This is a genomic window from Chryseobacterium foetidum, assembly GCF_025457425.1.
GTDB classification, from domain to species: Bacteria; Bacteroidota; Bacteroidia; order Flavobacteriales; family Weeksellaceae; genus Chryseobacterium; species Chryseobacterium foetidum.
In genome coordinates this window covers 588,715-613,501 of sequence record NZ_JAMXIA010000001.1, presented here as the reverse complement: position 1 = coordinate 613,501, position 24,787 = coordinate 588,715, and the positions used below count along the sequence as shown (strand labels likewise).

Sequence of the window (24,787 nt, the reverse complement as noted above, 5' to 3'; positions counted from 1 at the left end):
GTTTTTTTTGTTTTAATGAATGAAACATTATCATTTCATTAAGAGAATCAATTCAAATAATCTGTCAGCCACAAAAAAACCACCTCTTTCGAAGTGGTTTGTATATTTGAGAAAATCTCTGTAAGTCTTAAGCTTCTTCAGAAGGAGTTTCTTCTACAACTTTAGCTTTTGGAGCAGCTGGTTTAGGAGCTTCTACCGGAGCATCAGAAACGATATCAAATTCGAAGTTGTACTCAACATTTCTGTGTAATCTTACGTTTGCAGTAACTTTACCAGTTCTTTTAATTGTATTTCCAGGAATTTTGATGTATTTCTTGTCTACCTGTACACCTGCTTTAGCAAGAGCAGCAGCAAGATCTGCATTGTTGATAGATCCGAATAATTTGTCACCAGTACCTACTTTTGCAGGGATTGTAACAGAAGTTTTCTTCAGCTGATCTACGATACCGTTTGCAGTAGCGATCAATTTAGCTTCTTCTTCTTTTCTTGACTCCAAGGTTGCTTCCAAAGCAGCTTTGTTTTTAGGTGTAGCCAAAAGTGCAATACCTTGAGGTAACAGGAAGTTTCTTGCGTAACCAGGTTTTACATTTACTGTATCGAATTCAAGACCTAAGTTTTCTACGTCTTTTTTAAGGATAATTTCCATTGTTGTTGTCCGTTTTAGAGTTTAGAGTAGAACTTTATGTTCTTTATTTCTCTATACTTCGTTAGAATTTAATATTAATTCAGCAACAAGTATTTACTTGTTTATTTTGCCTTTTTACCTGGCTCTTATTATTTCAATAAGTCAGCTACGTAAGGTAGTAAAGATAAGTGTCTTGCTCTTTTGATAGCAGAAGAAACTTTTCTCTGATATTTCAAAGAAGTACCAGTGTATCTTCTTGGTAAAATTTTACCTTGCTCGTTTACGAACTGTAATAAGAAATCAGCATCTTTGTAATCAACGTGCTTGATTCCGAATTTTTTGAATCTACAGTACTTTTTATCAGTTTTAGTATTGATATCAAGTGGTGTAAGGAATTTTACTTCAGATTCTCCACCAGCTGAGGCTTGTTTTGCCATATCGTCTATTGCCATGTCTTTGTCTTTTAAATAATTGGTTAATGATTAAGCTCTAGCCGCTTTTACTTTTGCTCTTCTTGTTACAGCGTACTCAATAGCATGCTTGTCTAGTTTTGTAGTAAGGTAACGGATTACTCTCTCGTCACGTTTGAATGCCAATTCTAAATCAGCAACTACAGTACCTTCTCCTTTAAATTCGATTAAAGTGTAGAATCCGTTCTTTTTCAATTGAATCGGATAAGCCAGTTTTTTTAATCCCCAATTTTCTCTAGTGACAATTTCACAGTTCTTTTCTTTCAAAAGATCTACATACTTGTTCACTGCTTCCTCCACCTGAGACTCAGATAGAACGGGAGTTAAAATGAAAACAGTTTCGTAATTGTTCATAATGTTAAATGAATTTGTTAATTATTTCGAGGTGCAAAAATATAAATTATTTATCAGTTAGACAAACATTATCCATTCAATTACAGTTTTTTGTATTTTCGCAAGCAATAAAACTATAACTCATGAAATTCTTTTTACTTCTCGGCTTATCTCTTTCAGCCACAATTCTTTCTGCGCAGGAAAAAATTATCAGGAAAAACGGAAATCAAATTGAAGTGAAAATCATTGAGGTTGCAAAATGGAAAGTTACCTACAAAAAGAGCGATAATCCTGATGGTCCGACACATTCAATTGATAAATCAGATATTTATAAAATTGTCTACAGCAATGATAAATCAGATATCTTAGGTAAATTTTCAAATGCTGAGGAAGCGAAAGCTTTGATTGTATCTAAAATTAATGAATTTGGAATTGACCGATACAATAATTTTCAGAAACTAAAGGCTGAGTTTGACGGCAACAATTTAAAAATAAACTCAGTAAACAAAAAAGGAAAAACAGTTGATGAAGGCGATTTCTGGGATTTTGAAAACGTGATAAAATTCCATGAACTTTCTCCAAGAAAAGATGTTTATTATTTGAATATCGTAACCAAGAGATTTAAAAAATCGTCTTCGGAAGTGGATAAGCTAGTTATTAAATTTACCGATTGGCAAGCCGCGGAAGATGTACTTGTTGCTATGAAAGATCTGCAGATTATTCTAAAAAAAGATTAATCCTGCTTTTTATCTTCACTCCTTAATTCATGGAGGAAATTCATTTTCAAAACATCATACAGAGAATGTCTGCTGACTAAAATGGAGAATAGGGAGGAAACCATTCCCGCCAGCATCAAATGGAAAATTAATGAATGTCTGTCGGTCATTTCCAGAACGATAATCGCAGAGGTAAATGGAGCTCTCGTGATTCCTGTTAGAAAAGCCACCATTCCAGCAAGAATGACGACATTGGTTTCATTTGGAGTTAAATGAATCACTCCTGAAATCACAGATCCGATACTTGCTCCAGCTGTCAGTGCCGGAGCGAAAATTCCGCCAGCGCCACCGGAAGTGAAAGAAAGGGCAGGGCCCAGCATTCTTAAAATCGGAACATACCAGCTTTCATGTTTATCCTGAGTGAAAAGCACACGCTCCATAATTTCTTTTCCCGAACCTAAAATCTCGCGACTTATAAAAAATGAAATGCAGGCAATCAGTAAAGCACAGCCGATTAAGAATAAAACGTTAGATCTATCGGTTTTCAGTTTTCTTTTTTTCCAGTCACTCATTTTCAGCATGGTCACAGCAAGCTGACTTGCGAGAATTCCCGCAATTCCACCCACAAGAATGATTGGAAACATTACCATCAAGGATACGTCACCGGTTTTCGGATAACCTAGATATAAATAAGAACCTGCTAGAGTCTGAGCTGTTAATCCTGCAATAATTACAGCCGTAAAAAGGGCAGTTTTAAAGTAATTGATATGCGTTTTTGAGAGTTCCTCAACAGCAAAAACAATTCCACCTAAAGGAGTGTTGAAAGCCGCTGCCAGACCTGCCGCAGCTCCGGTCATAATCATGTTTTTCTTGGAGATTTTCGGCCACCAGTCCGGAAGATATTCGTTCACCTTTCTGAAAACCGATCCCGAAATCTGAATTGTCGGACCTTCACGACCTACAGCACCACCGCCAATAACCAGAACAACAGATGAGATAATTTTAAAAACGATAATTTTTAGACTTAAAAGACTTCGTATTTTTTTATGTTCTTTCGGGTTTGCCAGTTCTACAGCCGCCATCACCTGCGGAATTCCGCTGCCCTTGGCATTGGGGGCAAATTCTTTAACCAGCCACCATGAAAGTACAAAACCCACCGGCGCGATTAAAAAAATCATCCAGTCGTGCCAGTTGAGAATAAAATGTAATAAATTTTCGCCCCACGCAAATATTTTAGCATACATCACGGCAAAAAAACCTGTAATCACTGAGCCGACCCAAAACGGAATTGCCTGAAGAAGGTTATTTTTCAGTTGTTCGTTTCGGATGTTGTCGAAGGATTTTTTGAGGCTTCTGCGGAGATAAATGAAAATTTTACGCATACTTCAAATTTATGTCAAAAATTATGAAAAAGAAAATCTACCTCTTAAATTTTTAGTAAAATTTAAATCATTATGAAGTTTAATCCAGCTTTTTATTTATGTTTGTTTTCTATTTTAAAATTTTATTTAAATGTCTGAAATCAATAAGAAGATTTTTGGAATTTTGCAAAAAACATCTGCAACCACTATACTGGTTCCCATGGTTTTTATATTCTCGCATTTATTCTTCTTACAGCGTTCCATACTATTTGATGATCTTTCTTTTCAGGATTATAAGTTTCTTCTAATAGCAAACATTTCTTTGGTTTTTACTACTGTTCTGATTACCGACAATAAAATTGTCAGAATTATTTATTTAATATTTTTAATTTTTCTTATAATATTTTTGATCGTCTTAACTTTCTTTATATTGTGGCTGAAAGGAATGGCTAAAGCTTTTAACAATGGTTAATAAAATTTGGAACAGTATATTAGCAATTCTTACTTTTGGACTGATTATAGGAATGATTTATAATGAGATTTCTTATAATCGTAGTTCAAAATTCGATTATGATCTAAGTTTTAATCAAAGTGATGATATCATCATTGCAAAACTTGAGAATCGATTTTATATCAAAGAAGATTCTGTATCTATTTCAGATATACAACATAATGAATCGATTAAAAAAGAATTTATTCCTGAAAAATTGTATTTGCTATGGTTTAATTATGTAGATGATAAATTTTATGAATTTAATGGTTATCTTCCTTCGGAGGTTCTTATACAAAACATAAGTGAAGATAATAATATTGAAATAAAATTTGGAAAACATAATATGTTTCAGCTTATTATGAATGAAAAAATTATACAAAATTTCAAAGCTAAAGAAGTGTTAAAACCATGGTTTAATAATTATTTCACCAGAGAAAAAATGGTGTTTTTTGCCCGTAGTGATAAGAAAATAATTCCTTATTTAAATTTGAAAAGTGATTCCGAATTTTCCGGTCTTTCGTTTGTACCGGTATCTTTCTATAATTTTTCCCGACGTAAAAATGATTATGCTGATTCACTAGTGAATGGAAATCTTTTAAACAAAAGTAAATTTTTGGAAGCTGATCTGATGGACGAATTAAATCTTACATTACACAAAAAGAATACAGCGGAAAAAGAAACAGTAGATTATGCTTACGATCGAATTTTGGAAATGAGAATAAATCTTGATCCGGATCAGTTATATGAAATCTTAAAATCAAGCAAAAAAAATAAATATGATATGGTAATTGATATTGATAAAAATGATAGTCTGAAAAGTATTTATCTGATTGATCAGAATAAAAGATTCAAACTAAAAACGGAAATAAAATATGACTTAAATTCACAAATAAAATCAGAATAATAAAAAAACCTCCGAAAAAATTCCGAAGGTTATATTTAAAATCAGCATCAGGCAATTACTCATTACCCATCACTCATTACTTATATTTCCGTATTAAGATCCCAGTTTTGAAGGTAATCGTGAACGTGTTTCAACATCATTCCACCTAAAGAACCGTCTACAGCTCTGTGGTCGTAAGAGTGAGACATGAACATCAACTGGCGGATTGCGATAACATCACCATCCTTAGTCTCAAGAACTGCAGGTTTTTTAACAATCGCCCCAATCGCCATAATTGCCACCTGAGGTTGAGGAATAATAGGAGTTCCCATTAAATTTCCAAAGCTTCCTACGTTAGAAATTGTGTAAGTAGCACCCTGAGTATCTTCCGGTCTTAATTTTTTATTTCTTGCTCGGTAAGCCAAATCGTTGATGGCTTTTGCCAAACCTGAAAGTGATAACTGATCTGCATTTTTAATAACAGGAACAATTAAATTTCCGTCCGGTAAAGCTGTTGCCATACCGATATTGATGTTTTTCTTTTTAATGATATTATCACCATTAATTGAAACATTGATCATCGGGAAATCCTGAATGGCTTTTACAATCGCTTTTACGAAAATCGGCATGAAAGTCAGTTTCTCACCTTCACGTTTTTCGAACATATCTTTGTTCTTCGCTCTCCATTTTACAACGTTGGTTACGTCGGTTTCGATGAAAGAGGTTACGTGTGGAGCAATCTGTTTTGCTTTCACCATGTTTTCAGCGATGATTTTTCTCATTCTGTCCATAGGAATGATCTCGTCACCTGCACCCACAGAAATTGTAGCTGCCGGAGCTGAAGTAGCAGCTGGTGGAGCAGACACTGCGTGAACCGGAGCAGCTTGTTGTGGAGCTGCCTGCTGATTCTGGTTTCCTCTGTTGGCAACGTGTGCCAGAATATCTTCTTTGGTAATTCTTCCTTCCAGACCGCTGCCTTTGATGGTTTTCAGTTCAGATTCGGAAATGTTTTCCTGTTGAGCGATAGATTTTACAAGCGGAGACAGATAAAGATCTCCTGAAAATTCTACGTGAGAAGTAGCAGTTGGATTCAAAGGCTCTTCAATTGCTTTGATGGTTTCTGCATCCGGAGCTGAAGTTTCAGTTTTTACTTCTTCTGTAGCTGTGTTTCCGCCTTCTCCTTCAATTTCTAAAATAGCGATGGCTTCACCTACTTTTGCAACTTCGTCTTTCTGCTTAAGGATTTTCACGATTTTCCCCGAAACTGGTGTCGGAACGTCTGAATCTACCTTGTCTGTTGCAATTTCTACTACCGAATCATCTTCTTTTACAGTATCACCTTCATTGAATAACCAAGTGATAACAGTAGCTTCCATAACGCCTTCACCCATTGAAGGAAGCAATAATTTGTATTCTGCCATTTTTGAATTTTAGATTTTGACAAATATATAAAAAAAATCGGTTTTTTTACGAAATGTATAATTTTATGAAAACTGAATGAATATTTTTTCGCCCACGTTCAATCCGAAAAGACTTTTAGCACCATTCTTTTTGCTGCCTTTATAAATGGTAAGTTCCAACAGATCACTGTCATTGAAGATCGCTGCAGATTGCCCGTGGAACTCTGTCTCACGCTCCCAGTCGGAGACCAATTCGGTATGGGTTGAAAATATTTTTGACAAGCTTAAATTTCTGAATTTAATGGTAAAATTCTCCTGTCCGCGACCAATAGTTTCAAAAAATTCTTTGTTAATATTTGAGATTATATTTCCGAAATTATCAATATAAGTCACTTCACCAACCATTATTTTTTCAGATTCATTGTAAACAGGTCTTGGGAAAGAAAGCTGTTTGGCAGAATCTATTTTTCTCCCGATCACCTCAGGAAGTCCGCCGTTGGCTAAATGCACTGCCACAGGAACGAAAACATCGGTAGATGTGAAATTTACTACATCATCAAATCTGTTGTTAAGGGTGATTTCGTAGATGGCTTCAGGTTTGATATCAAAAAAAATCAGACTCAGAACACCGTTATCGGCAGCAATGAAGTAAGATCCATCGGCTTTATACAGGATATTTCTCCTTGATTTATGATAAAAACTGTCTGTAGCTATAATGTGAATGCTTCCTTTAGGGAAAAATTTGTAGGCATTTCTTACAATGTGCGAAGTCTGCACCAGATTAAACGCCTGAATGCTGTGGGTAATGTCTGTAATATTTACTTCACGGTTCAGCGAAAGAATGCTGCCTTTGATGGCTGCAACCCTGTAATCTAAAGTCCCGAAATCTGAGGTAAGCGTAATAATAGACATGAGAAAAGCGTAGAAATGCGAAACGCAAAGATATTTAAAAATTAAAAAACAGATGCCCAAATTGTGGAAAAGTATTTGGATAATTTTAGAAAAAATAATTTAACTTTAAAAAATATAAAATAAACTATTTGCATGTTTGAACTGACCTATGATCTGGAAGATGTCGATGTGAAAATCTTCTATGGGGTGAATAACCAATATTTCAATTTAATAAAATCAAGTTTTCCTACTCTTAAAATTACCGGCAGAGATCACTCTGTTTTTGCCATGGGAAATCAGGAAGCTTTAGATATATTTAAACAAAAACTCGACGATATCGTCAAATTTATTTCCAATAATAATTCTATAGGTCTGAAAGATCTTGAAAGTATTCTTAATCTGAAAGATGAAAACGAAAAACAACTGGTTTTCGATCAGGATATTATCGTAAAAGGCGTTAACGGGAAAATCATTAAGGCTAAGACCACCAATCTTAAAAAACTGGTAAAGGAAACCGATAAAAAAGATATGGTTTTTGCCATCGGACCTGCCGGAACCGGTAAAACGTATACAAGTGTTGCTTTAGCTGCAAGAGCTTTAAGAAATAAAGAAGTTAAACGAATTATTTTGACAAGACCTGCCGTAGAAGCAGGAGAAAGCCTTGGTTTTTTGCCTGGTGACCTTAAAGAAAAGCTCGATCCTTACATGCAGCCGCTTTATGACGCGTTACGCGATATGATTCCGCATGAGAAGCTGGAAGGTTTCATGGAAAAGAGAATTATAGAAGTTGCGCCACTGGCATTTATGAGAGGACGGACTTTGGATGATGCCTTCGTAATTCTGGATGAAGCTCAGAATACAACACGTTCCCAAATGAAAATGTTTCTTACCAGAATGGGGATGAATGCAAAGTTTATCATCACAGGCGATCCCAGCCAGGTCGACTTACCACCAAAACAGCAGTCCGGTCTTCGTGAAGCGATGAGAATTCTGAAAGATGTGAAGGAGATTGGCTTTGTGCATCTTACAGAAGAAGATGTGGTGAGACATCCGGTTGTGAAAAAAATTATTCTGGCTTACAACGAAGAAGACAAAAAGCAGAGTGAACAATAATTTTGAAAAATAATTAAAAATATTTGGCAGTTCCTGAAAATGTGATATATTTGGAGTCTTAAAATTTGTTAAAAATTTATTAAAAGATGAAAAAACTATTACTTATTGCAGCCGTAGGGTTGCTGGGAACTACAGCGTTGAACGCACAGGAAACAAGATTTGGTGTAAAAGCAGGTTATTCTTTATCTACCATTAAAGTAGACGAAGCTCAGGATGATCTTGAAGCGAGAAGCACAGATCCTTCGCATACATTTTATATTGGAGGTCTTGTTGAGCACAAATTCAGTGATACATTTGGTCTACAGGGGGAATTGCTGTACTCGCCGCTTGGAGGTAAAGAAGATTATAACGTAAGTGATGGTCAGCTTTATTTCAGAGAGAAATCTAAACTTACTTTCGGAACATTGATAATCCCTGTTTCAGCGAAATATTTTATCACAGAAAACTTATCTGTAGGATTGGGAGCAAGCTTCGGGTTGATCTTATCAGCGAAGCAGAAAACGGTAATCGATGCAGGAATCGGAATTCCAGGTCTTGAAATAGCTGGTGATGATGAAGTAGATATCAAAGACGAAGTGAATACATTAAACATCGCTCCTTTCTTAGGGGTTGAGTATATGCTTGATAACGGTTTGTTCTTTGATGCAAGATACAACTACGGTGTTTCCGATTTATCTAAAGGCGATGGTAAAGTTACAAACAGCTTTTTACAGGTTGGTGTAGGTTTCAAATTTGGAGGAAACTAAAATTTTCAGTAATAAATACAAAAAAGAACTGTCTGAAGAGGCGGTTCTTTTAGTTGGTGGACAGATACGAATTTAAATGTTTAGCGATAGTGATATAAATCAGCCTTTTGCAGTGCAGAAAACATTTGGCAGTTCTTTAAATTGTGATATATTTGAACCGCAATTAATTAACTATAAAAAATGAAAAAACTATTACTTATCGCATCATTTGCGATCCTGGGAACTACAGCTGCAAACGCACAGTCGGTGAAATTCGGTCCAAAAGCAGGTTACTCTTTATCTACTCTGAAATTAAAAGGTGACGGGCAGTCTGAAAAATTTGACGCAAAATCTACTTTCTATGCAGGTGCTTTTGTTGAATATAAAATCAACGATAAATTCGGTATTCAGGGAGAAGTTTTGTATTCACCTCTTGGAGGTAAGCAGGAAGAATCTTTCACAGTAACAGAAATGGGTGTAACTGTAAATGCTACTGCAAAGTCTGAGATTAAATTCGGAATGGTACAGATTCCTGTAAGTGCAAAATATTTCGCTACAGAAAATCTTGCATTCGGATTAGGTTTAAATGTGGGTATAGTAACGATGGCTGAAGCAGAATATTCTGTAACAGCATCAGGTATGGGACAGTCTGCTTCTGAAAGCGGAACTGAAGATATTAAAGATGAAGTAAATTCTCTTAACCTTGCACCATTTATCGGAGCAGAATATACATTGAACAACGGATTGTTCTTTGATGCAAGATACAACCTTGGTGTTTCAAATATGATCAAAAACCCTGAAGGAAACGAAACTTTGAAAAACAGCTTCTTCCAGATTGGGGTTGGTTTCAAGTTTGGAGGTAAGTAATATTTGCCAAAAATTACACAAAAAGAATTGTCTGAGAAGGCGATTCTTTTTTGTTTTAAAAGAAGAATTCGTAAGTATAAAACGAGTGATACAAGTCAGATCTGAAGTCCCCAAAAAATCATTTGTCAGTTCTTGAAATTGTGATATATTTGAGCAGACTTAATTAAACTATAAAAATGAAAAAACTATTACTTATCGCAACATTTGCGATCTTGGGAACTACAGCAGCAAACGCACAGGAGAATGGATTTAAAGTCGGTGTTCATGCGGGCCTACCTTTCAATGACGATTATTCTTTCAATGCAGGAGTAGATGTGGCTTACACATGGGCACTTTCTGATAATTTTGAATTGGGTGCAACAACCGGGTACTCTTATTATTTTGGTAAAGAATATACTGTTCCCGGAATTTCTATGGGACCAATTTCTATTCCAGCTCAGTCATATAAATTTAATATCGGATCTATTCCGGTAGCTGCTACAGCGCAGTATAATTTTGATGGTGGTTTTAATCTTGGGGCAGACTTAGGATATGCTTTCCTTACTGGTGATGCTGATGGTGGAGGCTTTTACTATCAACCTAAAATCGGATATACATTTGCAGAAAAACACACGATTTACGCAGGCTATAAAGGTATCAGTAAAGAAGGTACAGAGTTAAGTTCAGTTAACATTGGTTATGCAATTAAATTTTAAGTAATTTACCTACAAGTTTGTAGAATACGGCAGGGCATTTTATGCTCTGCTTTTTTGTGCGGCATCGGTTTTGCAGTGTGGTAGGCATTATAAAATAATTTTAAACTAAAAAGAAATGAAAAAGTTAATTTTATTAGGAGCCTTTGCCTTATTTGGAAATTTTGCAAACGCGCAGTCAGGTTTTAAATTAGGAGGTCACATCGGTGCTCCCGTGGGTGATGCTTCAGAAGTTGCAGCCTTTACTTTAGGAGTTGATGCAGCTTATATGTGGACTGTTATGAAAGGTTTGGACGTAGGTATTGCTTCAGGATATTCTCATTTTTTCGGGAAAGACAGATGGGATGATTTCGGATTTATTCCGTTGGCGGCTTCCGGGAAATACAGATTCAACGGACTTCCGCTTTTTGTTGGATTGGATTTGGGTGGAGCGATTTCAACTAAAGAAGGTATCAACAGCGGACTTTATGTATATCCTAAAGTGGGTTTTCAGTTGCCTAAAGCAGAACTGTATTTAGGTTATCAGAATATTGGAAGTGAAAGAGGGGACTGGGAAAGAAGAGACAGAAGAATTGATTCTAACTTTGGCGCCATTAATCTTGGGGTAAATTTCTTTCTAAAGTAAAATTGATAAAAAATCAACAATAATTTTTTTCCGGTTGCAAAATCGGAATTTTTTTTTGATATAATTGCCGATAATTGACTTATCTCATTGCGGTGCGATTTTTTGTTATAAAAACTCAATGTTAACGGGTGATATCAATCATATTAACAAATTTTAATTTTGAAAATTGTCACTATACATTTGCACCAAGAAAGTATAAAATTATTCAAAATGAAAAAATTATTAATGGCTAGTGCAATCGCACTTTTCGGATTAGGAAACGCTCAGACAACTCCAGGACCAATCGCTAAAGGAACTGTGTATTTAACAGGTTCAGTAGGTTACTCTCAAACTGAAACTAACAGTGGAAACAACAAAGTAGAAGATTTCAACATCCTTCCAACTGCTGGATTCTTCGTTGCTGATAACTTCGCTGTAGGTTTAGGTGTAGGTTTTGCTACTTCTAAAGTTACTTCAATCAACACAACTACAATCGGTTCTGTAACTAATGTTACAACTAACGAGCAGAGAACTCCTGCTTTCGTTATTGAGCCTTTCGCAAGAAAATACTGGACTTTATCTGACAAATTATATTTCTTCGGTCAGTTAGCTGTTCCTATGGCTTTCGGAAAAGTTGAAAACGAAACTACTTCTGTTACTACTTCAGGAAGCACTGTAACTACAGTATCTTCTTCTTCTGAAGCTAAAGCTACTTCTGTTGGTGTAACTGTAAAACCAGGTTTAGATTATTTCTTAAACAAAAACTGGACTATCGAAGCTACAATCGGTGAATTTGGGTACAACAACTTCAAACCAAAAGGTGGTGTTGCTACAAACAACTACAACTTCGGTCTTGATTTAACTGCTGTAACAATCGGTGTTAAATATGTATTTTCTAAGTAATTAGTATAAAATATAAATTATAAGATCCTGAGATTTTTTCTCAGGATTTTTTTTATAAATTCGCACCTTTAAATCAATAAACTATGAAAAAACTAGTGACTATTGGTGCATTTGTACTTTTTGTACTTACAAATGCACAAATGACAAAAGGAGACTGGGTAATCAGTGGAAATACCAGCGTTGGTTTCAACAGTACAAATACCTATACAAAAGTAAATGGAGCGAAATACGGTGAAACTAAAATCAGTTCATTTTCTGTAACTCCATCAGCAGGTTATTTTGTCATTGACGGACTCGCTGTAGGAATTGACTTAGGGTTTAACAGTATTACAACGAAAGAAAATTTGAATAAAACAACAGTTTCTTCATTTTCAGTAATGCCAACTGCGACCTATTATTTCAAAACAGGAACTAAGTTTATCCCTTTTTTAGGTGCTGGTATTGGCTACTCGACCAACAAATTAAAATATGACTTTGACAGTTCATCAATTGATCCCTTACTTTTATTGGAAACTGAAACAGTTACAGATGGTCTGTCTTGGAAGGTGAAAGGTGGAGTTACTTACATGGCAACTCAATCTTTAGGGCTGAATTTAGGACTGGGCTTCGATCAGTTTTACACTAAAGAAACGTATTCTGGGATAGATTACAAAACATCCAGAAATACTTTTGGTGTTAATTTAGGTTTTTCTTATTTTATAAAATCAAAAGCTGAAAAAACAGATAAATAGCCGTTAAATATCTTCAATAAATTACTCCTGAGATTTTTTTCTCAGGATTTTTTTTGTTCTGTTTAATGTCCAGGAAATATTTTCAGATATTTCATTTACAATGTTTTAAAATGTATATAAATTTAAAATTAATCAATAGAAATTCTTTTTTGGAGTTATTTTTTTTTCAAAACTTCAAGAGTTATTTTCCATCTTACTTTCTTCATATTCCCTGATTTGTTTTTTAGTCGCAAGCCCTTTCCAGCTCAGTTCAAGAACCTCAGTGATTAATTTTCTATTGTGATTGCTAATCCACATACAGATGTAGGGATAATTTTTAAAATGATCCGGCAGATGAAAAATTTCAGGATAAATCTCTAAATATTTGTCACGGATTTCAAAATCAAGCCGAATCGGGATAAACTCTCCGCTGTCGTGAAGTCTGCACATCAGTTTACCCCGAACCTTAACCGATGGCGTACCTTCATGAGACGTGCTTTCCTCAGTGCCTGGAAACGTGAGCGCAATGTTTTTTACTGCTTCAAAATCGCTGTAATTAAAGCTTCGTGCCTTCGTTTTCATAAGCAATTCGTTTTCTGTTTTGATCTGAATTTATACAGCGGTGTATTTACTATATTTTAGCTAACTACTTTTTTCCGTTTCAGATAGATTATTGTACCAACAGCCATTAAAATTCCTCCAAACGCGAAGTACATCAATAATTTAGATTTGCTGTCTTTTGCTATACTCGCTGTTGAGTTTGTTTTGCAGTTGCAGGTAGATTTACTTTCAGAATCATCTCTTTCTGTCGGTCTTGTAAACGTTACAGGCTTAGTTAATTCCATATTTTCATTTCCGCTTGCATCCATAAGACCAAACTGAACTTCATATTCAGTGTCTTCATCAAAAGCGAAAGCTCCGCTACACATACCATGTCCTATTGAGATATTTTGACCTTCACCTGTTAAAAAATAGTCAGAATGTGTTTTGTTTTTTCGGTTAAAGACTTTGGCATAAATCAGAGTTGGTGAGTTGTCTTTTAATATTCCACAAAAGTTCACATGCATTTCAGGTCCACATCCGAATGCGGTGAAACTTCGGTTATTGTAGGTTGGTAAACAATCCCAGACAGGCTTTTCAAAATCTTTTTTTAAACTGACTGTCCATTTTGTAACTGTATAGTCTTTTTTCTCAAATTCTCCAAGACCTTCAATTATAAGCTCATACGTTTTCCCCGTCTGAAGTTCTCTTTCCGGCTGTAAAATTGCCTGTGTAAGCCCAAATTGCCCTTTTAAAATTCTTACAACTTTTATTGCAACTCTTTCTGAATTTCCTGTTAAATAAATTTTATTCTTCTTATTAAGCTGTAAGATCAATTCTTGAGACTCCGCATATCCTTCTATAATAATAATTGAATTGGGTGCAATATTTTGTTGAGTCGGCCAAACGTTAATACCGGAAAAGCTACATTCAGCTTTCGCAGAAAAATTGAATGTGAGAATTATCAGAAGTAAAATCAGTTTTTTCATATTGATGATTTTATAGCTATTAGAATACAATTTTTAGCGGACGGAAATGTTCAATAAGGATAAAATCAATAATTTTTTTAACTTACGGCATGTTGAATATGGTTTTCGCTCATAATTTAGCTGATATAATCCCAAAATTTATCCAGAGAGTTGTTTAAATATGAATTTAAAGCAAATTTTAAATCTTCATTCTTATTTATTTCGAGAATTTCATTTGTTAAGTCAGGTCTGAATGCCCAGATCCAACATAAAATTTCATCTTCTAACGGTGGATTATTGTCTGGAGTAAATTCAATAAATCCTTCTTCCACACCAATTGTATTGACTATGATACAATCAATAACAGATAAACGTTCATCAAAATTTTCAAAATCACCGATGTCGTTAAACATAATTTGATTAGGATAATTTTGTGATATTTCTTTCAGTGTTTCGTTTTTCATGATGTCGCACAACTTTTGTCTTCGGGCACTTCGTCAATTTTTATTTAATTCCATAAAAATAGCAAACAATTCTAAGATCCTGTTTAAATTTTATCAAAAAAGTAATTCTGGTTCAAAAAACTCTTCGACAAGCTCAGAGTGACACCGTTAAATTGAGCCGTTAGTATTAGATTTGTCAGTCTGAGCCTGTCGAAGACGCAATGAAGCAAGACTTTAAAAATCAATATAATCAAACTATTTTAATAATTTTTAAAAAGGCTCTAAAAAATGAGAATATTTTTAAAATCTTCTGGGAATATCACAAAAAAAACTCCCAGAAAAAATCTGAGAGTTGTATTTTAAAGCCATTAGCCAAAAGCAAATAGCCAAAAGCAATTGCTATTTTCCAAACATTCCGCCCATTCCTGGCATATTCGGCATTTTGCTCATCATCTGCATCATTTGTTTTCCCTGTGGTCCCTGCATCATCTTCATCATTTTTCCCATCTGGTCAAACTGTTTCATCAAAGCGTTGACATCTTCAATTTTTCTGCCTGCACCTTTTGCAATTCTGTTTTTTCTCTGCGTATTGATGATAGAAGGTCTTCTTCTCTCATTGGGAGTCATAGAATGAATAATCGCTTCGATATGTTTGAAAGCATCGTCGCTGATCTCAACATCTTTAATGGCTTTTCCAACTCCCGGGATCATTCCCATTAAATCTTTCATGTTACCCATTTTTTTGATCTGGTTGATCTGCTTTAAGAAATCATCAAAACCAAACTCATTTTTAGCAATTTTCTTGTGAAGTTTTTTCGCTTCCTCTTCATCAAACTGCTCCTGAGCTCTTTCTACCAAGGAAACAACGTCTCCCATTCCCAGAATTCTGTCGGCCATCCTTTCAGGGTAGAAAAGATCCAAAGCTTCCATTTTTTCTCCGGTAGAGATAAATTTGATTGGTTTTTCAACTACAGAACGAATCGTTAAAGCAGCTCCACCACGGGTATCACCGTCTAATTTCGTTAAGACAACTCCGTCAAAATTCAAAGTATCGTTAAAGGCTTTTGCAGTATTCACCGCATCCTGACCTGTCATTGAATCTACTACGAAAAGAGTTTCGCTAGGTTTGATGGTAGAATGTACAGATTTTATTTCCTGCATCATCTGCTCATCAATCGCCAGACGACCTGCCGTATCGACAATTACGATATCATGACCGTTTGATTTTGCAAAGTTGATGGCATTGGTCGCAATGAAAACAGGATCTACAGAACCTTCCTCAGTAAAAACCGGAACTCCGATTTGTCCACCCAAAACTTTTAGCTGATCAATTGCAGCAGGACGGTAAACGTCACACGCTACCAATAAAGGTTTTTTGCTTCTTTTTGTTTTTAAATAATTGGCAAGCTTTCCGGAGAAAGTGGTTTTACCTGAACCCTGAAGACCGGCGATAAGAATTACAGATGGTTTTCCTGAAAGATTGATGCCTTCCTGAGAACCTCCCATCAATTCTACCAACTCGTCGTGAACGATTTTGGTCATCAGCTGTCCCGGAGTAAGCGATGTAAGAACGTTTTGTCCCAGCGCTTTGTCCTGAACTCTCTTGGTAAGGTCTTTGGCAACTTTATAGTTAACGTCGGCATCTACCAACGCTCTTCTGATTTCTTTTACGGTCTCCGCAACATTAATCTCAGTGATTTTTCCTCTTCCGGAAATGTTGTGCAGTGCTTTATCTAATTTATCCTGTAAACTATTAAACATAAAAAATAATATATAAGGTTTGCAAAAATAAGCTTTTTTTTAAGAATTTAAAACATCGTTATGTCGCTGTTTTTCAATTATAATTTTATTTTTGCAAAATGTATTTTTTTGATTGTTTTGTTGTAATTCTTTTAATGCTGATTTTTAATCTGGTTGTGTACTTTATTTTTAGAAAATATATGTACGGAAAAGAGAATTCTGCGATGAAATTTCTGGCCTTAAACATGGGGAAAGATGTGGTATGGCTTGTAATTTCTTTAGTAATGATAGAGAAAACGAGAGAGAATTTTCTCTTTCTTGTGGTATGTTTTATTATATCGTCTTTTCTTATATATTTGAGTGTGATAAAACTGATTAACAAATCGTGATTTTTTTGATGATAAAAATCAATTTTTAATATTTGCAGACTGTAATAAATTCGATATATTTGCACACGATTAAAAAAGAGATATGAACAGAAAGATTTCTTCATTATTTTTCGCATTTTTATTTGTACTTGTCGGTAGTTTTGCTTCTGCACAGCGCGAATCTGAAGGTGAAAAATCTGCTGAAAAAGTAGAGCACAAAGAGGGCGAAAAAGGCTTCAATGCTACAGAAATGATCATGGAGCACATCGGTGATTCAAACGAATGGCATTTATGGACTACTAAAGATGATAACGGTGTAGAGCATCACGTTTCTGTTCCTCTTCCTGTTATTATCAAGGACAATGCAGGATGGCATACTTTCCTTTCCAGCGATATCGCACACGGTCATGAGCACGACGGCTATACTTTACAACACGGTAAAGTAGTTTCTACAAAAGGAATTCAGGAAGCAAGACTTTTCGGAATGATTTCAGGAAAACAATCTGCAGCTGATTCTTACTTTGATCTTTCTATTACTAAAAATACTGCAGCGATGCTTCTTTCAGTTATTTTCATGGCTGTAATTTTCATCGGAATGGCAAGAAACTATAAAAAATCTCAGTTACCGAAAGGAGCGGGGAGATTACTGGAGCCGGTGATCGTTTTCATCAGAGACGAAGTGGCGATTCCAAACATCGGATCTGTGAAGTATAAAAGATATATGCCTTATTTATTAACTGCATTTTTCTTTATCTGGTTCAACAACCTTTTCGGATTGATTCCTTTCTTTCCATTCGGAGCTAACCTTACAGGAAACATTGCGATCACAGCAGTATTGGCAATCATCACTTTATTAATTACATTATTCAGTGCAAACAAAGATTACTGGAAGCACATCTTTATGCCACCAGTACCTTTATTATTATACCCGATCATGGTTCCAATTGAAATCATCGGGATCTTTACAAAGCCTTTTGCATTGATGATGCGACTTTTTGCCAACGTAACGGCAGGTCACATTATGATTTTGGCGATCATCTCTTTGATCTTCATCTTCAAATCTCCTTTATTAGGATTTGCATCTGTACCATTGGCATTATTTGTATCAGTACTTGAATTATTGGTAGCAGCTTTACAGGCTTATATCTTTACTGTATTATCAGCATTATTTATTGGTATCGCAGTACAGGATCATCATGAAGAGCACGCTCACTAATTAAACAGAATTTAAAAATAATTTTAACTAATATAATTTATTTATTATGGATTTATCAACTGGAGCAGGATTAATTTACGTAGGTATCGGTTTAGCAGTATTAGGCGTAGGTCTGGGTATCGGTAAAATCGGTGGTCACGCTATGGATGCTATCGCTAGACAGCCAGAGCAAGCAGGTAAGATTCAGGGAGCAATGCTTATTGCTGCAGGTCTTATTGAAGGTGCTGGTCTTATTGCGATTATCTTTGGTGCTTTCATCAAGTAATCTATCCTCAAAAAAATATTCTTAGCAGTCATGCGGTTGGCAGCTGCTAAGAATTTTAAAAAAATGATCCATAAAATAACATTTTAAAAAGAACTTACAGATATGGGAATTATAGAACCTGGAATTGGCCTTTTGTTTTGGATGACGCTTACATTTGTGATCCTTTTATTTCTCTTAGGGAAATTTGCCTGGAAACCAATTGTAAATGCAGTAAACGACAGAGAAACATCTATTGTTGATGCATTGAATCAGGCGAAACTGGCTAAAAAAGAAATGGAAGATTTGAAATCTGACAACGAAAGAATTCTTCGTGAGGCTAAAATCGAAAGAGACGGTATCTTAAAAGAAGCAAGAGAAATCAAAGAAAGAATCGTTGCTGAAGCTAAAGATCTTGCTAAATCTGAGGGAGAAAAAATGATCGAAGCTGCTAAACAGACCATTACTTCTGAGAAAAATGCTGCTATGGCAGATATCAAATCTCAAATCGGTACATTGTCTGTAAACATTGCAGAATCTATCCTTAAGCAAAAACTGGATAACAGCGAAGCACAAAACGAACTTGTTCAGAATTATTTAAACAAATCAAACCTTAACTAAGAATGCTTACATCTAAAGTAGCTAAAAGATACGCACAGGGATTGCTCAATTTCACCAACGAATCCGGGCAGACAGCTACTGTATTTTCTGAAATGAAAGATGTGAAGAAACTGATGTCTGAATCTGAAGATTTAAACAAATTTTTCAAAACACCTTACATCGATGCAAAAAAGAAAGTAGAGGTAGCAAAAGAAATATTTAAAGGTCTATCGCCGGTTTCCCAGAATTTAATTACTTTGGTGATCAAGCACGGCAGAGAAAATCATTTGAAAAATATCGCTCAGGAATTTATCAATAAAGTTGAGGACATCAACGGGGTACAGAGAGTTACTCTTACCACTGCGACTCAGCTTTCAAAGGATAATCTTGATGAAATTTTGAAATCATCAAACCTGGTTAAGCCAAACTCAAACTTCGATATCAATGTAATTGTAAAACCTGAAATTTTGGGTGGTTACATTTTAAGAGTAGGAGATCAGCAGGTAGACGCCTCTGTGAAGTCTAAGCTTAATAATATCAAGAAAGATTTTCATTTAAATTAAATTTTAACTGAAGTAATCTTTATCAGTTCAGATTGATAAAAAATTATTTAAAAAAGAAAAAACAACCATACAATGGCAGAAATAAATCCAGCAGAAGTATCTGCGATCTTAAAACAGCAATTGGCCAACTTCGATACTCAATCAAACGTTGAGGAAGTAGGTACAGTTCTTACCATCGGTGATGGTATTGCCCGTGTTTACGGGTTAGAAAATGTACAATACGGAGAGTTGGTAAAATTTGCTAGCGATGTAGAAGGTATTGTACTAAACTTAGAAGAAGACAACGTAGGTGTTGCTCTTTTAGGTGAAAGTAAAATGGTAAAAGAAGGAGACACCGTAAGAAGAACAAACAGAATCTCTTCAATCAAAGTAGGAGAAGGGATGTTGGGTAGAGTAGTTGATACTTTGGGTAACCCTATCGACGGTAAAGGACCTATCACAGGTGAATTGTACGAAATGCCATTGGAAAGAAAAGCTCCGGGTGTTATCTACAGACAACCGGTAACCGAGCCTTTACAGACAGGTATCGTTGCAATCGACTCTATGATCCCTGTAGGAAGAGGTCAGAGAGAGTTGATCATTGGTGACAGACAGACAGGTAAAACTACTGTTGCTATTGATACAATCATCAACCAGAAGGAATTTTTTGATGCTGGGCAGCCAGTATATTGTATATATGTTGCTATCGGGCAAAAAGCTTCGACAGTAGCTCAAATCGTAAAAACATTATCAGATAAAGGAGCTTTGGCTTACACGGTTATCGTTGCAGCTAACGCTTCAGATCCAGTTCCTATGCAGGTTTATTCTGCAATGGCGGGTGCTTCTATCGGTGAGTTCTTCAGAGATTCTGGCAGACCGGCATTGATCATTTATGATGATTTATCTAAACAGGCTGTTGCTTACCGTGAGCTTTCTCTACTTTTGAGAAGACCACCGGGCCGTGAAGCTTACCCTGGAGACGTTTTCTATCTTCACTCAAGATTATTGGAAAGAGCTGCTAAAGTAATCGCTGATGATACAATTGCTAGCCAGATGAATGATTTACCTGAGTCTCTAAGACCAATTGTAAAAGGTGGTGGATCTCTAACTGCACTTCCAATTATCGAAACTCAGGCTGGTGACGTTTCTGCATATATTCCAACGAACGTAATCTCTATTACTGACGGACAGATCTTCCTGGAGTCTGACTTGTTCAACTCAGGGGTTCGTCCTGCGATCAACGTAGGTATCTCTGTATCGAGAGTAGGAGGTAACGCTCAGATCAAATCAATGAAAAAAGTTTCCGGTACTCTTAAATTAGACCAGGCTCAGTATAAAGAATTGGAAGCGTTTGCTAAATTCGGTTCAGACCTTGATGCTTCTACTTTAGCAGTTATCTCTAAAGGAGAAAGAAACGTGGAATTGTTGAAGCAGCCGGTAAACTCTCCGCTTCCTGTAGACAGTCAGGTTGCTATGATTTACGCAGGTACTGAGAACTTGATGAGAAACGTTCCTATCAAAAAAGTAAAAGAATTCCAGGTAGAATATATCGCTTTCCTAAGATCCAAGCATCCTGAAACTATGGCTGCTTTGAAAGCCGGAAAAATCGATAACGATATCACTGCAGTTCTTAAGCAGGCAGCTAATGATTTAGCTTCAAAATATAACTAAAATCAATTCAAAATTCCGAATTCAAAGTTGAGTAAATTTTGAATTCGGAATATTAAATCTTGAATCCGTAGAATGGCAAACTTAAAAGAAATACGAGGCAGAATTACATCAATCTCATCTACAATGCAGATTACCCGTGCAATGAAAATGGTTTCGGCAGCGAAATTAAAGAAAGCACAGGACGCAATTGTAATGCTGAGACCGTATTCTGAAAAACTTCAGGAGATTATTCAGAATGTAAATGCAAGCTCTGATCCTGATCAGGTTTCTGTTTACGCTCAAAAAAGAGAAGTGAAAAAAGTGCTTTACATCGCTGTTACTTCAAACAGAGGTTTGGCAGGTGCTTTCAACTCATCAATTGTAAAGGAACTGAATACTCAGTTTCAGAATAATGCTCACCACGAAATCGAAGTGCTTACCATTGGTAAAAAAGCGTTCGATGCCGTAAGAAGAAGCCGTAAAGTATATTCCAACGACAGTGCTGTTTTCGACAACCTGAATTTTGACGCTGTTGCCAACGTTACAGAAGGTGTGATGAAAAGCTTCAGAGAAGGTACTTTTGATGAAGTATATGTGATCTACAATAAATTTGTAAACGCTGCCACTCAAGAAGTAACTACTGAGCAACTGTTGCCAATCTCAATGCCGGAAAATGAAGAAGCTCCTGCAGAAACAGACTACATCTTCGAACCAAACAGAGCTGAGATTTTAGATAATCTGATTCCTAAATCTATCAAAACTCAATTGTTCAAGGCGGTTTTAGATTCTGTAGCATCTGAGCACGGAGCGAGAATGACAGCAATGCACAAAGCAACTGACAACGCACAGGAGTTGAAAAATGACCTGGTTATTTTCTACAACAAAGCTAGACAGGCAGCCATCACCAACGAAATCTTAGAAATCGTTTCAGGTGCAGAAGCCTTGAAAAATTCATAAGAAGTTTTACTTAAAATATTCAAAAGCATCGGTTTTTCCGGTGCTTTTTTTATTAATGATGATTGATAAACGATGGAAGATGGAAGATGGATGATGGAAGATGGAAGAGGGAAGATGGAAGACGGAAGATGGAAGATGGGAAATGAGCATTGAATATTGAACTTTGAGTCTTGAATATTAAATTTTGCCGACCAGATTTTTTTAAAAATCCTGTTCAATAATACGAATCGTACATCCCGCACCCGACATCCCGCATCCCGTATCCCAAAATCATTTTTAATCGTATTCATATTTTACCTATCTTTGTAAGATAAATTATAATTTCTAAATGGACTCGGACATAGTCAGGCTTTTGCTGGCCTTATTTCTTGTATTACTCAATGGCTTTTTCGTAGCCGCAGAATTTTCAATTGTTAAAGTTCGTTATTCCCAAATTCAACTCAAAGCCGCTGAGGGAGACTCAATGGCAAAACAGGCAGAGCACATCATCAAACATCTTGATGAATATCTTTCTGCGACACAGCTCGGGATTACCCTTGCTTCGCTTGCTTTAGGTTGGGTAGGAGAAAGTGCGATGCACCACGTGATAGACAACTTATTCCACTCTTTAAATATTAATCTTGCTGAATCTACTGTGACAACCATTTCTGTAGTGATCAGTTTCCTGATTATCACTGTGATGCATATTGTATTTGGGGAATTAATTCCTAAATCTATTGCAATCAGAAAGGCAGAGGCAACGACAATGGCAACAGCCGTTCCGTTGAGAGTTTTTTACACGGTTTTCAAACCATTTATTTGGTTGATGAACCTAATGTCTAACGGGTTTTTGAGGTTAATAAAAATTCATCCGGCTTCTGAACAGGAAATTCACTCTACAGAAGAGCTTCAGCTTTTGGTAAAACAATCTGCCGACAGCGGTGAAATTGAAGAAGAAAACTACGAAATCATCAAAAATGCATTTGATTTTACAGATCATTCGGCAAAACAGATCATGGTTCCGAGACAGAACATCACATCCATTGATTTCAGTGCAGAGGTAAATTCCATCATCAACGAAATTATGGACAGCGGATATTCGCGTATTCCGGTTTACGAAAATTCTATCGACAATATCATCGGAATCCTTTACACAAAAGAGATTATCAGAGAATTTGTCAAGCGAAAAGGAATTTTAAGCCATGATGATCTGCGTGAACTGATGCGTGATTCGTTCTTCGTTGTAGGAAGCAAGAAAATTTCAGATTTGCTGAAGATTTTCCAGCAGAAAAAGCAGCATTTAGCCATTGTAATTGATGAATTTGGCGGAACTGAAGGAATTATTACTTTAGAGGATATTTTGGAAGAACTGGTAGGGGAAATTCAGGATGAGGAAGATGATGAAGAAAAACTGGTAGATAAAATCGGCGAAAATACCTATTGGGTAAAAGCTACGCAGCCTTTGGATGAAATTAACGATTCTTTGCCGAAAAAATTACCACTTTCAGAAGAAAGCGAGTACAATACGTTGGCAGGATTTATTTTACATGCTTTGGAAGATATTCCTGAAGAAAATCAGGAGTTTGATTTGGAGAATTATCATTTTAAAATTTTAAAAATGAATAATAAAAGCGTCGAAATGGTGGAACTGGAATATCATGAGCCCAGTAATATTGTCGACGATATTTTAGATAAGTTAGATGTTTAAACAGTACGGAAATGATTTTTTATAACACCATAAAAGATTATGAAAATCCAAAAAGACAGTACGAAGAAGAAGTTCTGGTTTTGGATGAAACAGATGAAGTATACAAACTGATCCTGCACAACGACGACATTCATACATTTGATGATGTAATCGAAGCACTGATTCAGATTTGCAAACACGATCCGATACAGGCAGAGCAATGCACAATGTTGGTTCATTTCAAAGGTAAATGCACCGTAAAAACAGGCTCTATGGATCTTTTAAAACCCATGCACGAAAAACTGATTTCACGAAGCTTAACCAGCGAAATCGTTTAAAATAAAGAAAACTCCGGCAAACACGTCGGAGTTTTTTTTGTACTGTAAAGCCAAACTCAAATTTCAAATTTCAAACTTCAAACTTCAAATCTCAAATTTATCAAAACCCTCCACAATTCACGATTTGTTATGAAGGTAATGGTTCAATTCTAATTTGTCCACCAACTGCTTTCAAGACCTTCATAATGGTTGAAAACTGAGGCTTGGAACCTTCAGATAATGCTTTGTATAAGCTTGGTCGGCTCATTCCGGCTTCTTCAGCAATTTTTGTCATACCTACTGCTTTAGCGATATTTCCGAGGGCAGCTATAATTTGAGTGTCATTTCCTTCCTCCAAAACTGTATTTAAATATTCAGCAATCATTTCATTGCTGTCTAGATAATCTGCTATATCAAATTTTGATGTTTCCATTTTTACTTTTTATTTTTTACTGATTTGAGCTGCAATTTCTTTCGCTTTTTGAATATCCTTTTGCTGAGTCGATTTGTCGCCTCCAACCAACAGAATTATAATTTTTCCGTCTGTTTCTTTAAAATAAATCCTGTACCCTTTTGCGTAATTTATTTTCAGTTCGTTTATTCCGTCTCCCACAGGTTTCCATTCTCCAAAATGTTCATCATTCTCTAATTTTTGGATACGAAATAAAATTTTTGCTTTCGCCCTTAAATCACTCAGTTTCCTAAGCCACTTATTAAATTCGGGTGTCTTCTCAATGAAATAGATATCTTAAA

The 24,787-nt window shown here is 35.8% G+C and carries 29 protein-coding genes; 17 read left to right on the top strand and 12 right to left on the bottom strand.

What is annotated here, in order from left to right:
* Window positions 1-127: 127 nt before the first annotated feature.
* The 3 genes from rplI to rpsF form a co-directional block, all read right to left on the bottom strand.
* Window positions 128-646, bottom strand: a complete 519-nt coding sequence (rplI, locus tag NG809_RS02920; RefSeq protein WP_262147929.1) for a 50S ribosomal protein L9 — start codon at window positions 644-646, stop codon at window positions 128-130.
* A gap of 128 nt (window positions 647-774) precedes the next feature.
* Window positions 775-1,077: a 30S ribosomal protein S18 gene (gene rpsR, locus NG809_RS02915; RefSeq protein WP_056031600.1), complete on the bottom strand. Its 303-nt coding sequence runs from the start codon at window positions 1,075-1,077 to the stop codon at window positions 775-777.
* Window positions 1,078-1,107: 30 nt separating this feature from the next.
* A complete protein-coding gene (gene rpsF / locus NG809_RS02910) occupies window positions 1,108-1,449 on the bottom strand; it encodes a 30S ribosomal protein S6 (RefSeq protein WP_056031598.1) in 342 nt (113 codons plus the stop codon).
* A gap of 122 nt (window positions 1,450-1,571) precedes the next feature.
* Between rpsF and NG809_RS02905 the strand changes: the two genes are divergently transcribed.
* Window positions 1,572-2,165, top strand: coding sequence for a hypothetical protein (locus NG809_RS02905; RefSeq protein WP_262147926.1), 594 nt, complete (start codon window positions 1,572-1,574; stop codon window positions 2,163-2,165).
* Here NG809_RS02905 and NG809_RS02900 read toward each other — a convergent pair.
* Window positions 2,162-3,526 (bottom strand): chloride channel protein, encoded by a 1,365-nt coding sequence (locus NG809_RS02900; RefSeq protein WP_262147925.1) that lies wholly within the window; start codon window positions 3,524-3,526, stop codon window positions 2,162-2,164. The genes NG809_RS02905 and NG809_RS02900 overlap by 4 nt on opposite strands.
* Before the next feature lie 443 nt (window positions 3,527-3,969).
* Here NG809_RS02900 and NG809_RS02895 point away from each other — a divergent pair, with 443 nt between their 5' ends.
* The gene (locus NG809_RS02895; protein ID WP_262147923.1) at window positions 3,970-4,902 is read left to right on the top strand and encodes a hypothetical protein; all 933 of its coding nucleotides are present in this window, start codon (window positions 3,970-3,972) and stop codon (window positions 4,900-4,902) included.
* A gap of 80 nt (window positions 4,903-4,982) precedes the next feature.
* On the opposite strand, the gene NG809_RS02890 is transcribed toward NG809_RS02895, so the two are convergent.
* Together NG809_RS02890 and NG809_RS02885 are read right to left on the bottom strand one after the other, a co-directional pair.
* A complete protein-coding gene (locus NG809_RS02890; protein ID WP_262147922.1) occupies window positions 4,983-6,302 on the bottom strand; it encodes a dihydrolipoamide acetyltransferase family protein in 1,320 nt (439 codons plus the stop codon).
* A gap of 63 nt (window positions 6,303-6,365) precedes the next feature.
* Window positions 6,366-7,193: an SAM hydrolase/SAM-dependent halogenase family protein gene (locus tag NG809_RS02885; RefSeq protein ID WP_262147921.1), complete on the bottom strand. Its 828-nt coding sequence runs from the start codon at window positions 7,191-7,193 to the stop codon at window positions 6,366-6,368.
* Window positions 7,194-7,325: 132 nt separating this feature from the next.
* On the opposite strand from NG809_RS02885, the gene NG809_RS02880 reads away from it, so the two are divergent.
* From NG809_RS02880 to NG809_RS02850, 7 genes are all read left to right on the top strand, one after another.
* Window positions 7,326-8,285: a PhoH family protein gene (locus tag NG809_RS02880; protein WP_262147918.1), complete on the top strand. Its 960-nt coding sequence runs from the start codon at window positions 7,326-7,328 to the stop codon at window positions 8,283-8,285.
* Between the two features lie 86 nt (window positions 8,286-8,371).
* A complete protein-coding gene (locus tag NG809_RS02875) occupies window positions 8,372-9,031 on the top strand; it encodes a porin family protein (protein ID WP_262147916.1) in 660 nt (219 codons plus the stop codon).
* Between the two features lie 180 nt (window positions 9,032-9,211).
* Window positions 9,212-9,877 carry a porin family protein gene (locus tag NG809_RS02870; protein ID WP_262147914.1) on the top strand — a complete coding sequence of 222 codons (666 nt, stop codon included), beginning with the start codon at window positions 9,212-9,214 and terminating at the stop codon, window positions 9,875-9,877.
* A gap of 176 nt (window positions 9,878-10,053) precedes the next feature.
* Complete coding sequence (locus tag NG809_RS02865) at window positions 10,054-10,572, top strand: outer membrane beta-barrel protein (RefSeq protein WP_262147912.1); 519 nt, start codon at window positions 10,054-10,056, stop codon at window positions 10,570-10,572.
* A 115-nt stretch (window positions 10,573-10,687) separates the two neighbouring features.
* Window positions 10,688-11,194, top strand: a complete 507-nt coding sequence (locus tag NG809_RS02860) for a hypothetical protein (protein ID WP_056031583.1) — start codon at window positions 10,688-10,690, stop codon at window positions 11,192-11,194.
* A gap of 210 nt (window positions 11,195-11,404) precedes the next feature.
* A complete protein-coding gene (locus NG809_RS02855; RefSeq protein WP_262147908.1) occupies window positions 11,405-12,076 on the top strand; it encodes an outer membrane beta-barrel protein in 672 nt (223 codons plus the stop codon).
* An 83-nt stretch (window positions 12,077-12,159) separates the two neighbouring features.
* Complete coding sequence (locus NG809_RS02850) at window positions 12,160-12,807, top strand: outer membrane beta-barrel protein (protein ID WP_262147894.1); 648 nt, start codon at window positions 12,160-12,162, stop codon at window positions 12,805-12,807.
* 174 nt (window positions 12,808-12,981) lie between these two features.
* Here NG809_RS02850 and NG809_RS02845 read toward each other — a convergent pair whose 3' ends face one another.
* From NG809_RS02845 to ffh, 4 genes are all read right to left on the bottom strand, one after another.
* Entirely contained in the window at window positions 12,982-13,368 is a 387-nt protein-coding gene (locus tag NG809_RS02845) for a hypothetical protein (protein WP_262147892.1), read from the bottom strand.
* 56 nt (window positions 13,369-13,424) lie between these two features.
* Window positions 13,425-14,315, bottom strand: coding sequence for a hypothetical protein (locus NG809_RS02840; RefSeq protein WP_262147890.1), 891 nt, complete (start codon window positions 14,313-14,315; stop codon window positions 13,425-13,427).
* A 116-nt stretch (window positions 14,316-14,431) separates the two neighbouring features.
* The gene (locus tag NG809_RS02835; RefSeq protein WP_262147888.1) at window positions 14,432-14,758 is read right to left on the bottom strand and encodes a hypothetical protein; all 327 of its coding nucleotides are present in this window, start codon (window positions 14,756-14,758) and stop codon (window positions 14,432-14,434) included.
* A 378-nt stretch (window positions 14,759-15,136) separates the two neighbouring features.
* Window positions 15,137-16,498 (bottom strand): signal recognition particle protein, encoded by a 1,362-nt coding sequence (gene ffh / locus NG809_RS02830; RefSeq protein ID WP_262147887.1) that lies wholly within the window; start codon window positions 16,496-16,498, stop codon window positions 15,137-15,139.
* Window positions 16,499-16,948: 450 nt separating this feature from the next.
* Here ffh and atpB point away from each other — a divergent pair, with 450 nt between their 5' ends.
* From atpB to NG809_RS02790, 8 genes are all read left to right on the top strand, one after another.
* Window positions 16,949-18,061 (top strand): F0F1 ATP synthase subunit A, encoded by a 1,113-nt coding sequence (gene atpB / locus NG809_RS02825; RefSeq protein ID WP_262147886.1) that lies wholly within the window; start codon window positions 16,949-16,951, stop codon window positions 18,059-18,061.
* A 46-nt stretch (window positions 18,062-18,107) separates the two neighbouring features.
* The gene (locus NG809_RS02820; RefSeq protein ID WP_007844726.1) at window positions 18,108-18,326 is read left to right on the top strand and encodes an ATP synthase F0 subunit C; all 219 of its coding nucleotides are present in this window, start codon (window positions 18,108-18,110) and stop codon (window positions 18,324-18,326) included.
* Between the two features lie 102 nt (window positions 18,327-18,428).
* Entirely contained in the window at window positions 18,429-18,923 is a 495-nt protein-coding gene (locus tag NG809_RS02815) for a F0F1 ATP synthase subunit B (protein WP_262147882.1), read from the top strand.
* A gap of 2 nt (window positions 18,924-18,925) precedes the next feature.
* Window positions 18,926-19,465 (top strand): ATP synthase F1 subunit delta, encoded by a 540-nt coding sequence (gene atpH / locus NG809_RS02810; protein WP_262147880.1) that lies wholly within the window; start codon window positions 18,926-18,928, stop codon window positions 19,463-19,465.
* Between the two features lie 72 nt (window positions 19,466-19,537).
* Window positions 19,538-21,115 carry a F0F1 ATP synthase subunit alpha gene (atpA, locus tag NG809_RS02805; protein ID WP_262147878.1) on the top strand — a complete coding sequence of 526 codons (1,578 nt, stop codon included), beginning with the start codon at window positions 19,538-19,540 and terminating at the stop codon, window positions 21,113-21,115.
* Window positions 21,116-21,187: 72 nt separating this feature from the next.
* Window positions 21,188-22,051 carry an ATP synthase F1 subunit gamma gene (gene atpG / locus NG809_RS02800; RefSeq protein ID WP_262147876.1) on the top strand — a complete coding sequence of 288 codons (864 nt, stop codon included), beginning with the start codon at window positions 21,188-21,190 and terminating at the stop codon, window positions 22,049-22,051.
* A 328-nt stretch (window positions 22,052-22,379) separates the two neighbouring features.
* Window positions 22,380-23,738 (top strand): hemolysin family protein, encoded by a 1,359-nt coding sequence (locus tag NG809_RS02795; protein ID WP_262147874.1) that lies wholly within the window; start codon window positions 22,380-22,382, stop codon window positions 23,736-23,738.
* A gap of 11 nt (window positions 23,739-23,749) precedes the next feature.
* Entirely contained in the window at window positions 23,750-24,055 is a 306-nt protein-coding gene (locus NG809_RS02790) for an ATP-dependent Clp protease adaptor ClpS (RefSeq protein ID WP_262147872.1), read from the top strand.
* A gap of 127 nt (window positions 24,056-24,182) precedes the next feature.
* On the opposite strand, the gene NG809_RS02785 is transcribed toward NG809_RS02790, so the two are convergent.
* The gene (locus tag NG809_RS02785) at window positions 24,183-24,467 is read right to left on the bottom strand and encodes an addiction module antidote protein (RefSeq protein WP_262147870.1); all 285 of its coding nucleotides are present in this window, start codon (window positions 24,465-24,467) and stop codon (window positions 24,183-24,185) included.
* 9 nt (window positions 24,468-24,476) lie between these two features.
* Entirely contained in the window at window positions 24,477-24,770 is a 294-nt protein-coding gene (locus NG809_RS02780; protein ID WP_262152549.1) for a type II toxin-antitoxin system RelE/ParE family toxin, read from the bottom strand.
* Window positions 24,771-24,787 lie beyond the last annotated feature (17 nt).

Coding starts and splice junctions, on each gene's coding strand:
- rplI (WP_262147929.1), bottom strand. CDS start 646: ATGGAAATTATCCTTAAAAAAGACGTAGAAAACTTAGGTCTTGAATTC.
- rpsR (WP_056031600.1), bottom strand. CDS start 1,077: ATGGCAATAGACGATATGGCAAAACAAGCCTCAGCTGGTGGAGAATCT.
- rpsF (WP_056031598.1), bottom strand. CDS start 1,449: ATGAACAATTACGAAACTGTTTTCATTTTAACTCCCGTTCTATCTGAG.
- NG809_RS02905 (WP_262147926.1), top strand. CDS start 1,572: ATGAAATTCTTTTTACTTCTCGGCTTATCTCTTTCAGCCACAATTCTT.
- NG809_RS02900 (WP_262147925.1), bottom strand. CDS start 3,526: ATGCGTAAAATTTTCATTTATCTCCGCAGAAGCCTCAAAAAATCCTTC.
- NG809_RS02895 (WP_262147923.1), top strand. CDS start 3,970: ATGGTTAATAAAATTTGGAACAGTATATTAGCAATTCTTACTTTTGGA.
- NG809_RS02890 (WP_262147922.1), bottom strand. CDS start 6,302: ATGGCAGAATACAAATTATTGCTTCCTTCAATGGGTGAAGGCGTTATG.
- NG809_RS02885 (WP_262147921.1), bottom strand. CDS start 7,193: ATGTCTATTATTACGCTTACCTCAGATTTCGGGACTTTAGATTACAGG.
- NG809_RS02880 (WP_262147918.1), top strand. CDS start 7,326: ATGTTTGAACTGACCTATGATCTGGAAGATGTCGATGTGAAAATCTTC.
- NG809_RS02875 (WP_262147916.1), top strand. CDS start 8,372: ATGAAAAAACTATTACTTATTGCAGCCGTAGGGTTGCTGGGAACTACA.
- NG809_RS02870 (WP_262147914.1), top strand. CDS start 9,212: ATGAAAAAACTATTACTTATCGCATCATTTGCGATCCTGGGAACTACA.
- NG809_RS02865 (WP_262147912.1), top strand. CDS start 10,054: ATGAAAAAACTATTACTTATCGCAACATTTGCGATCTTGGGAACTACA.
- NG809_RS02860 (WP_056031583.1), top strand. CDS start 10,688: ATGAAAAAGTTAATTTTATTAGGAGCCTTTGCCTTATTTGGAAATTTT.
- NG809_RS02855 (WP_262147908.1), top strand. CDS start 11,405: ATGAAAAAATTATTAATGGCTAGTGCAATCGCACTTTTCGGATTAGGA.
- NG809_RS02850 (WP_262147894.1), top strand. CDS start 12,160: ATGAAAAAACTAGTGACTATTGGTGCATTTGTACTTTTTGTACTTACA.
- NG809_RS02845 (WP_262147892.1), bottom strand. CDS start 13,368: ATGAAAACGAAGGCACGAAGCTTTAATTACAGCGATTTTGAAGCAGTA.
- NG809_RS02840 (WP_262147890.1), bottom strand. CDS start 14,315: ATGAAAAAACTGATTTTACTTCTGATAATTCTCACATTCAATTTTTCT.
- NG809_RS02835 (WP_262147888.1), bottom strand. CDS start 14,758: ATGAAAAACGAAACACTGAAAGAAATATCACAAAATTATCCTAATCAA.
- ffh (WP_262147887.1), bottom strand. CDS start 16,498: ATGTTTAATAGTTTACAGGATAAATTAGATAAAGCACTGCACAACATT.
- atpB (WP_262147886.1), top strand. CDS start 16,949: ATGAACAGAAAGATTTCTTCATTATTTTTCGCATTTTTATTTGTACTT.
- NG809_RS02820 (WP_007844726.1), top strand. CDS start 18,108: ATGGATTTATCAACTGGAGCAGGATTAATTTACGTAGGTATCGGTTTA.
- NG809_RS02815 (WP_262147882.1), top strand. CDS start 18,429: ATGGGAATTATAGAACCTGGAATTGGCCTTTTGTTTTGGATGACGCTT.
- atpH (WP_262147880.1), top strand. CDS start 18,926: ATGCTTACATCTAAAGTAGCTAAAAGATACGCACAGGGATTGCTCAAT.
- atpA (WP_262147878.1), top strand. CDS start 19,538: ATGGCAGAAATAAATCCAGCAGAAGTATCTGCGATCTTAAAACAGCAA.
- atpG (WP_262147876.1), top strand. CDS start 21,188: ATGGCAAACTTAAAAGAAATACGAGGCAGAATTACATCAATCTCATCT.
- NG809_RS02795 (WP_262147874.1), top strand. CDS start 22,380: ATGGACTCGGACATAGTCAGGCTTTTGCTGGCCTTATTTCTTGTATTA.
- NG809_RS02790 (WP_262147872.1), top strand. CDS start 23,750: ATGATTTTTTATAACACCATAAAAGATTATGAAAATCCAAAAAGACAG.
- NG809_RS02785 (WP_262147870.1), bottom strand. CDS start 24,467: ATGGAAACATCAAAATTTGATATAGCAGATTATCTAGACAGCAATGAA.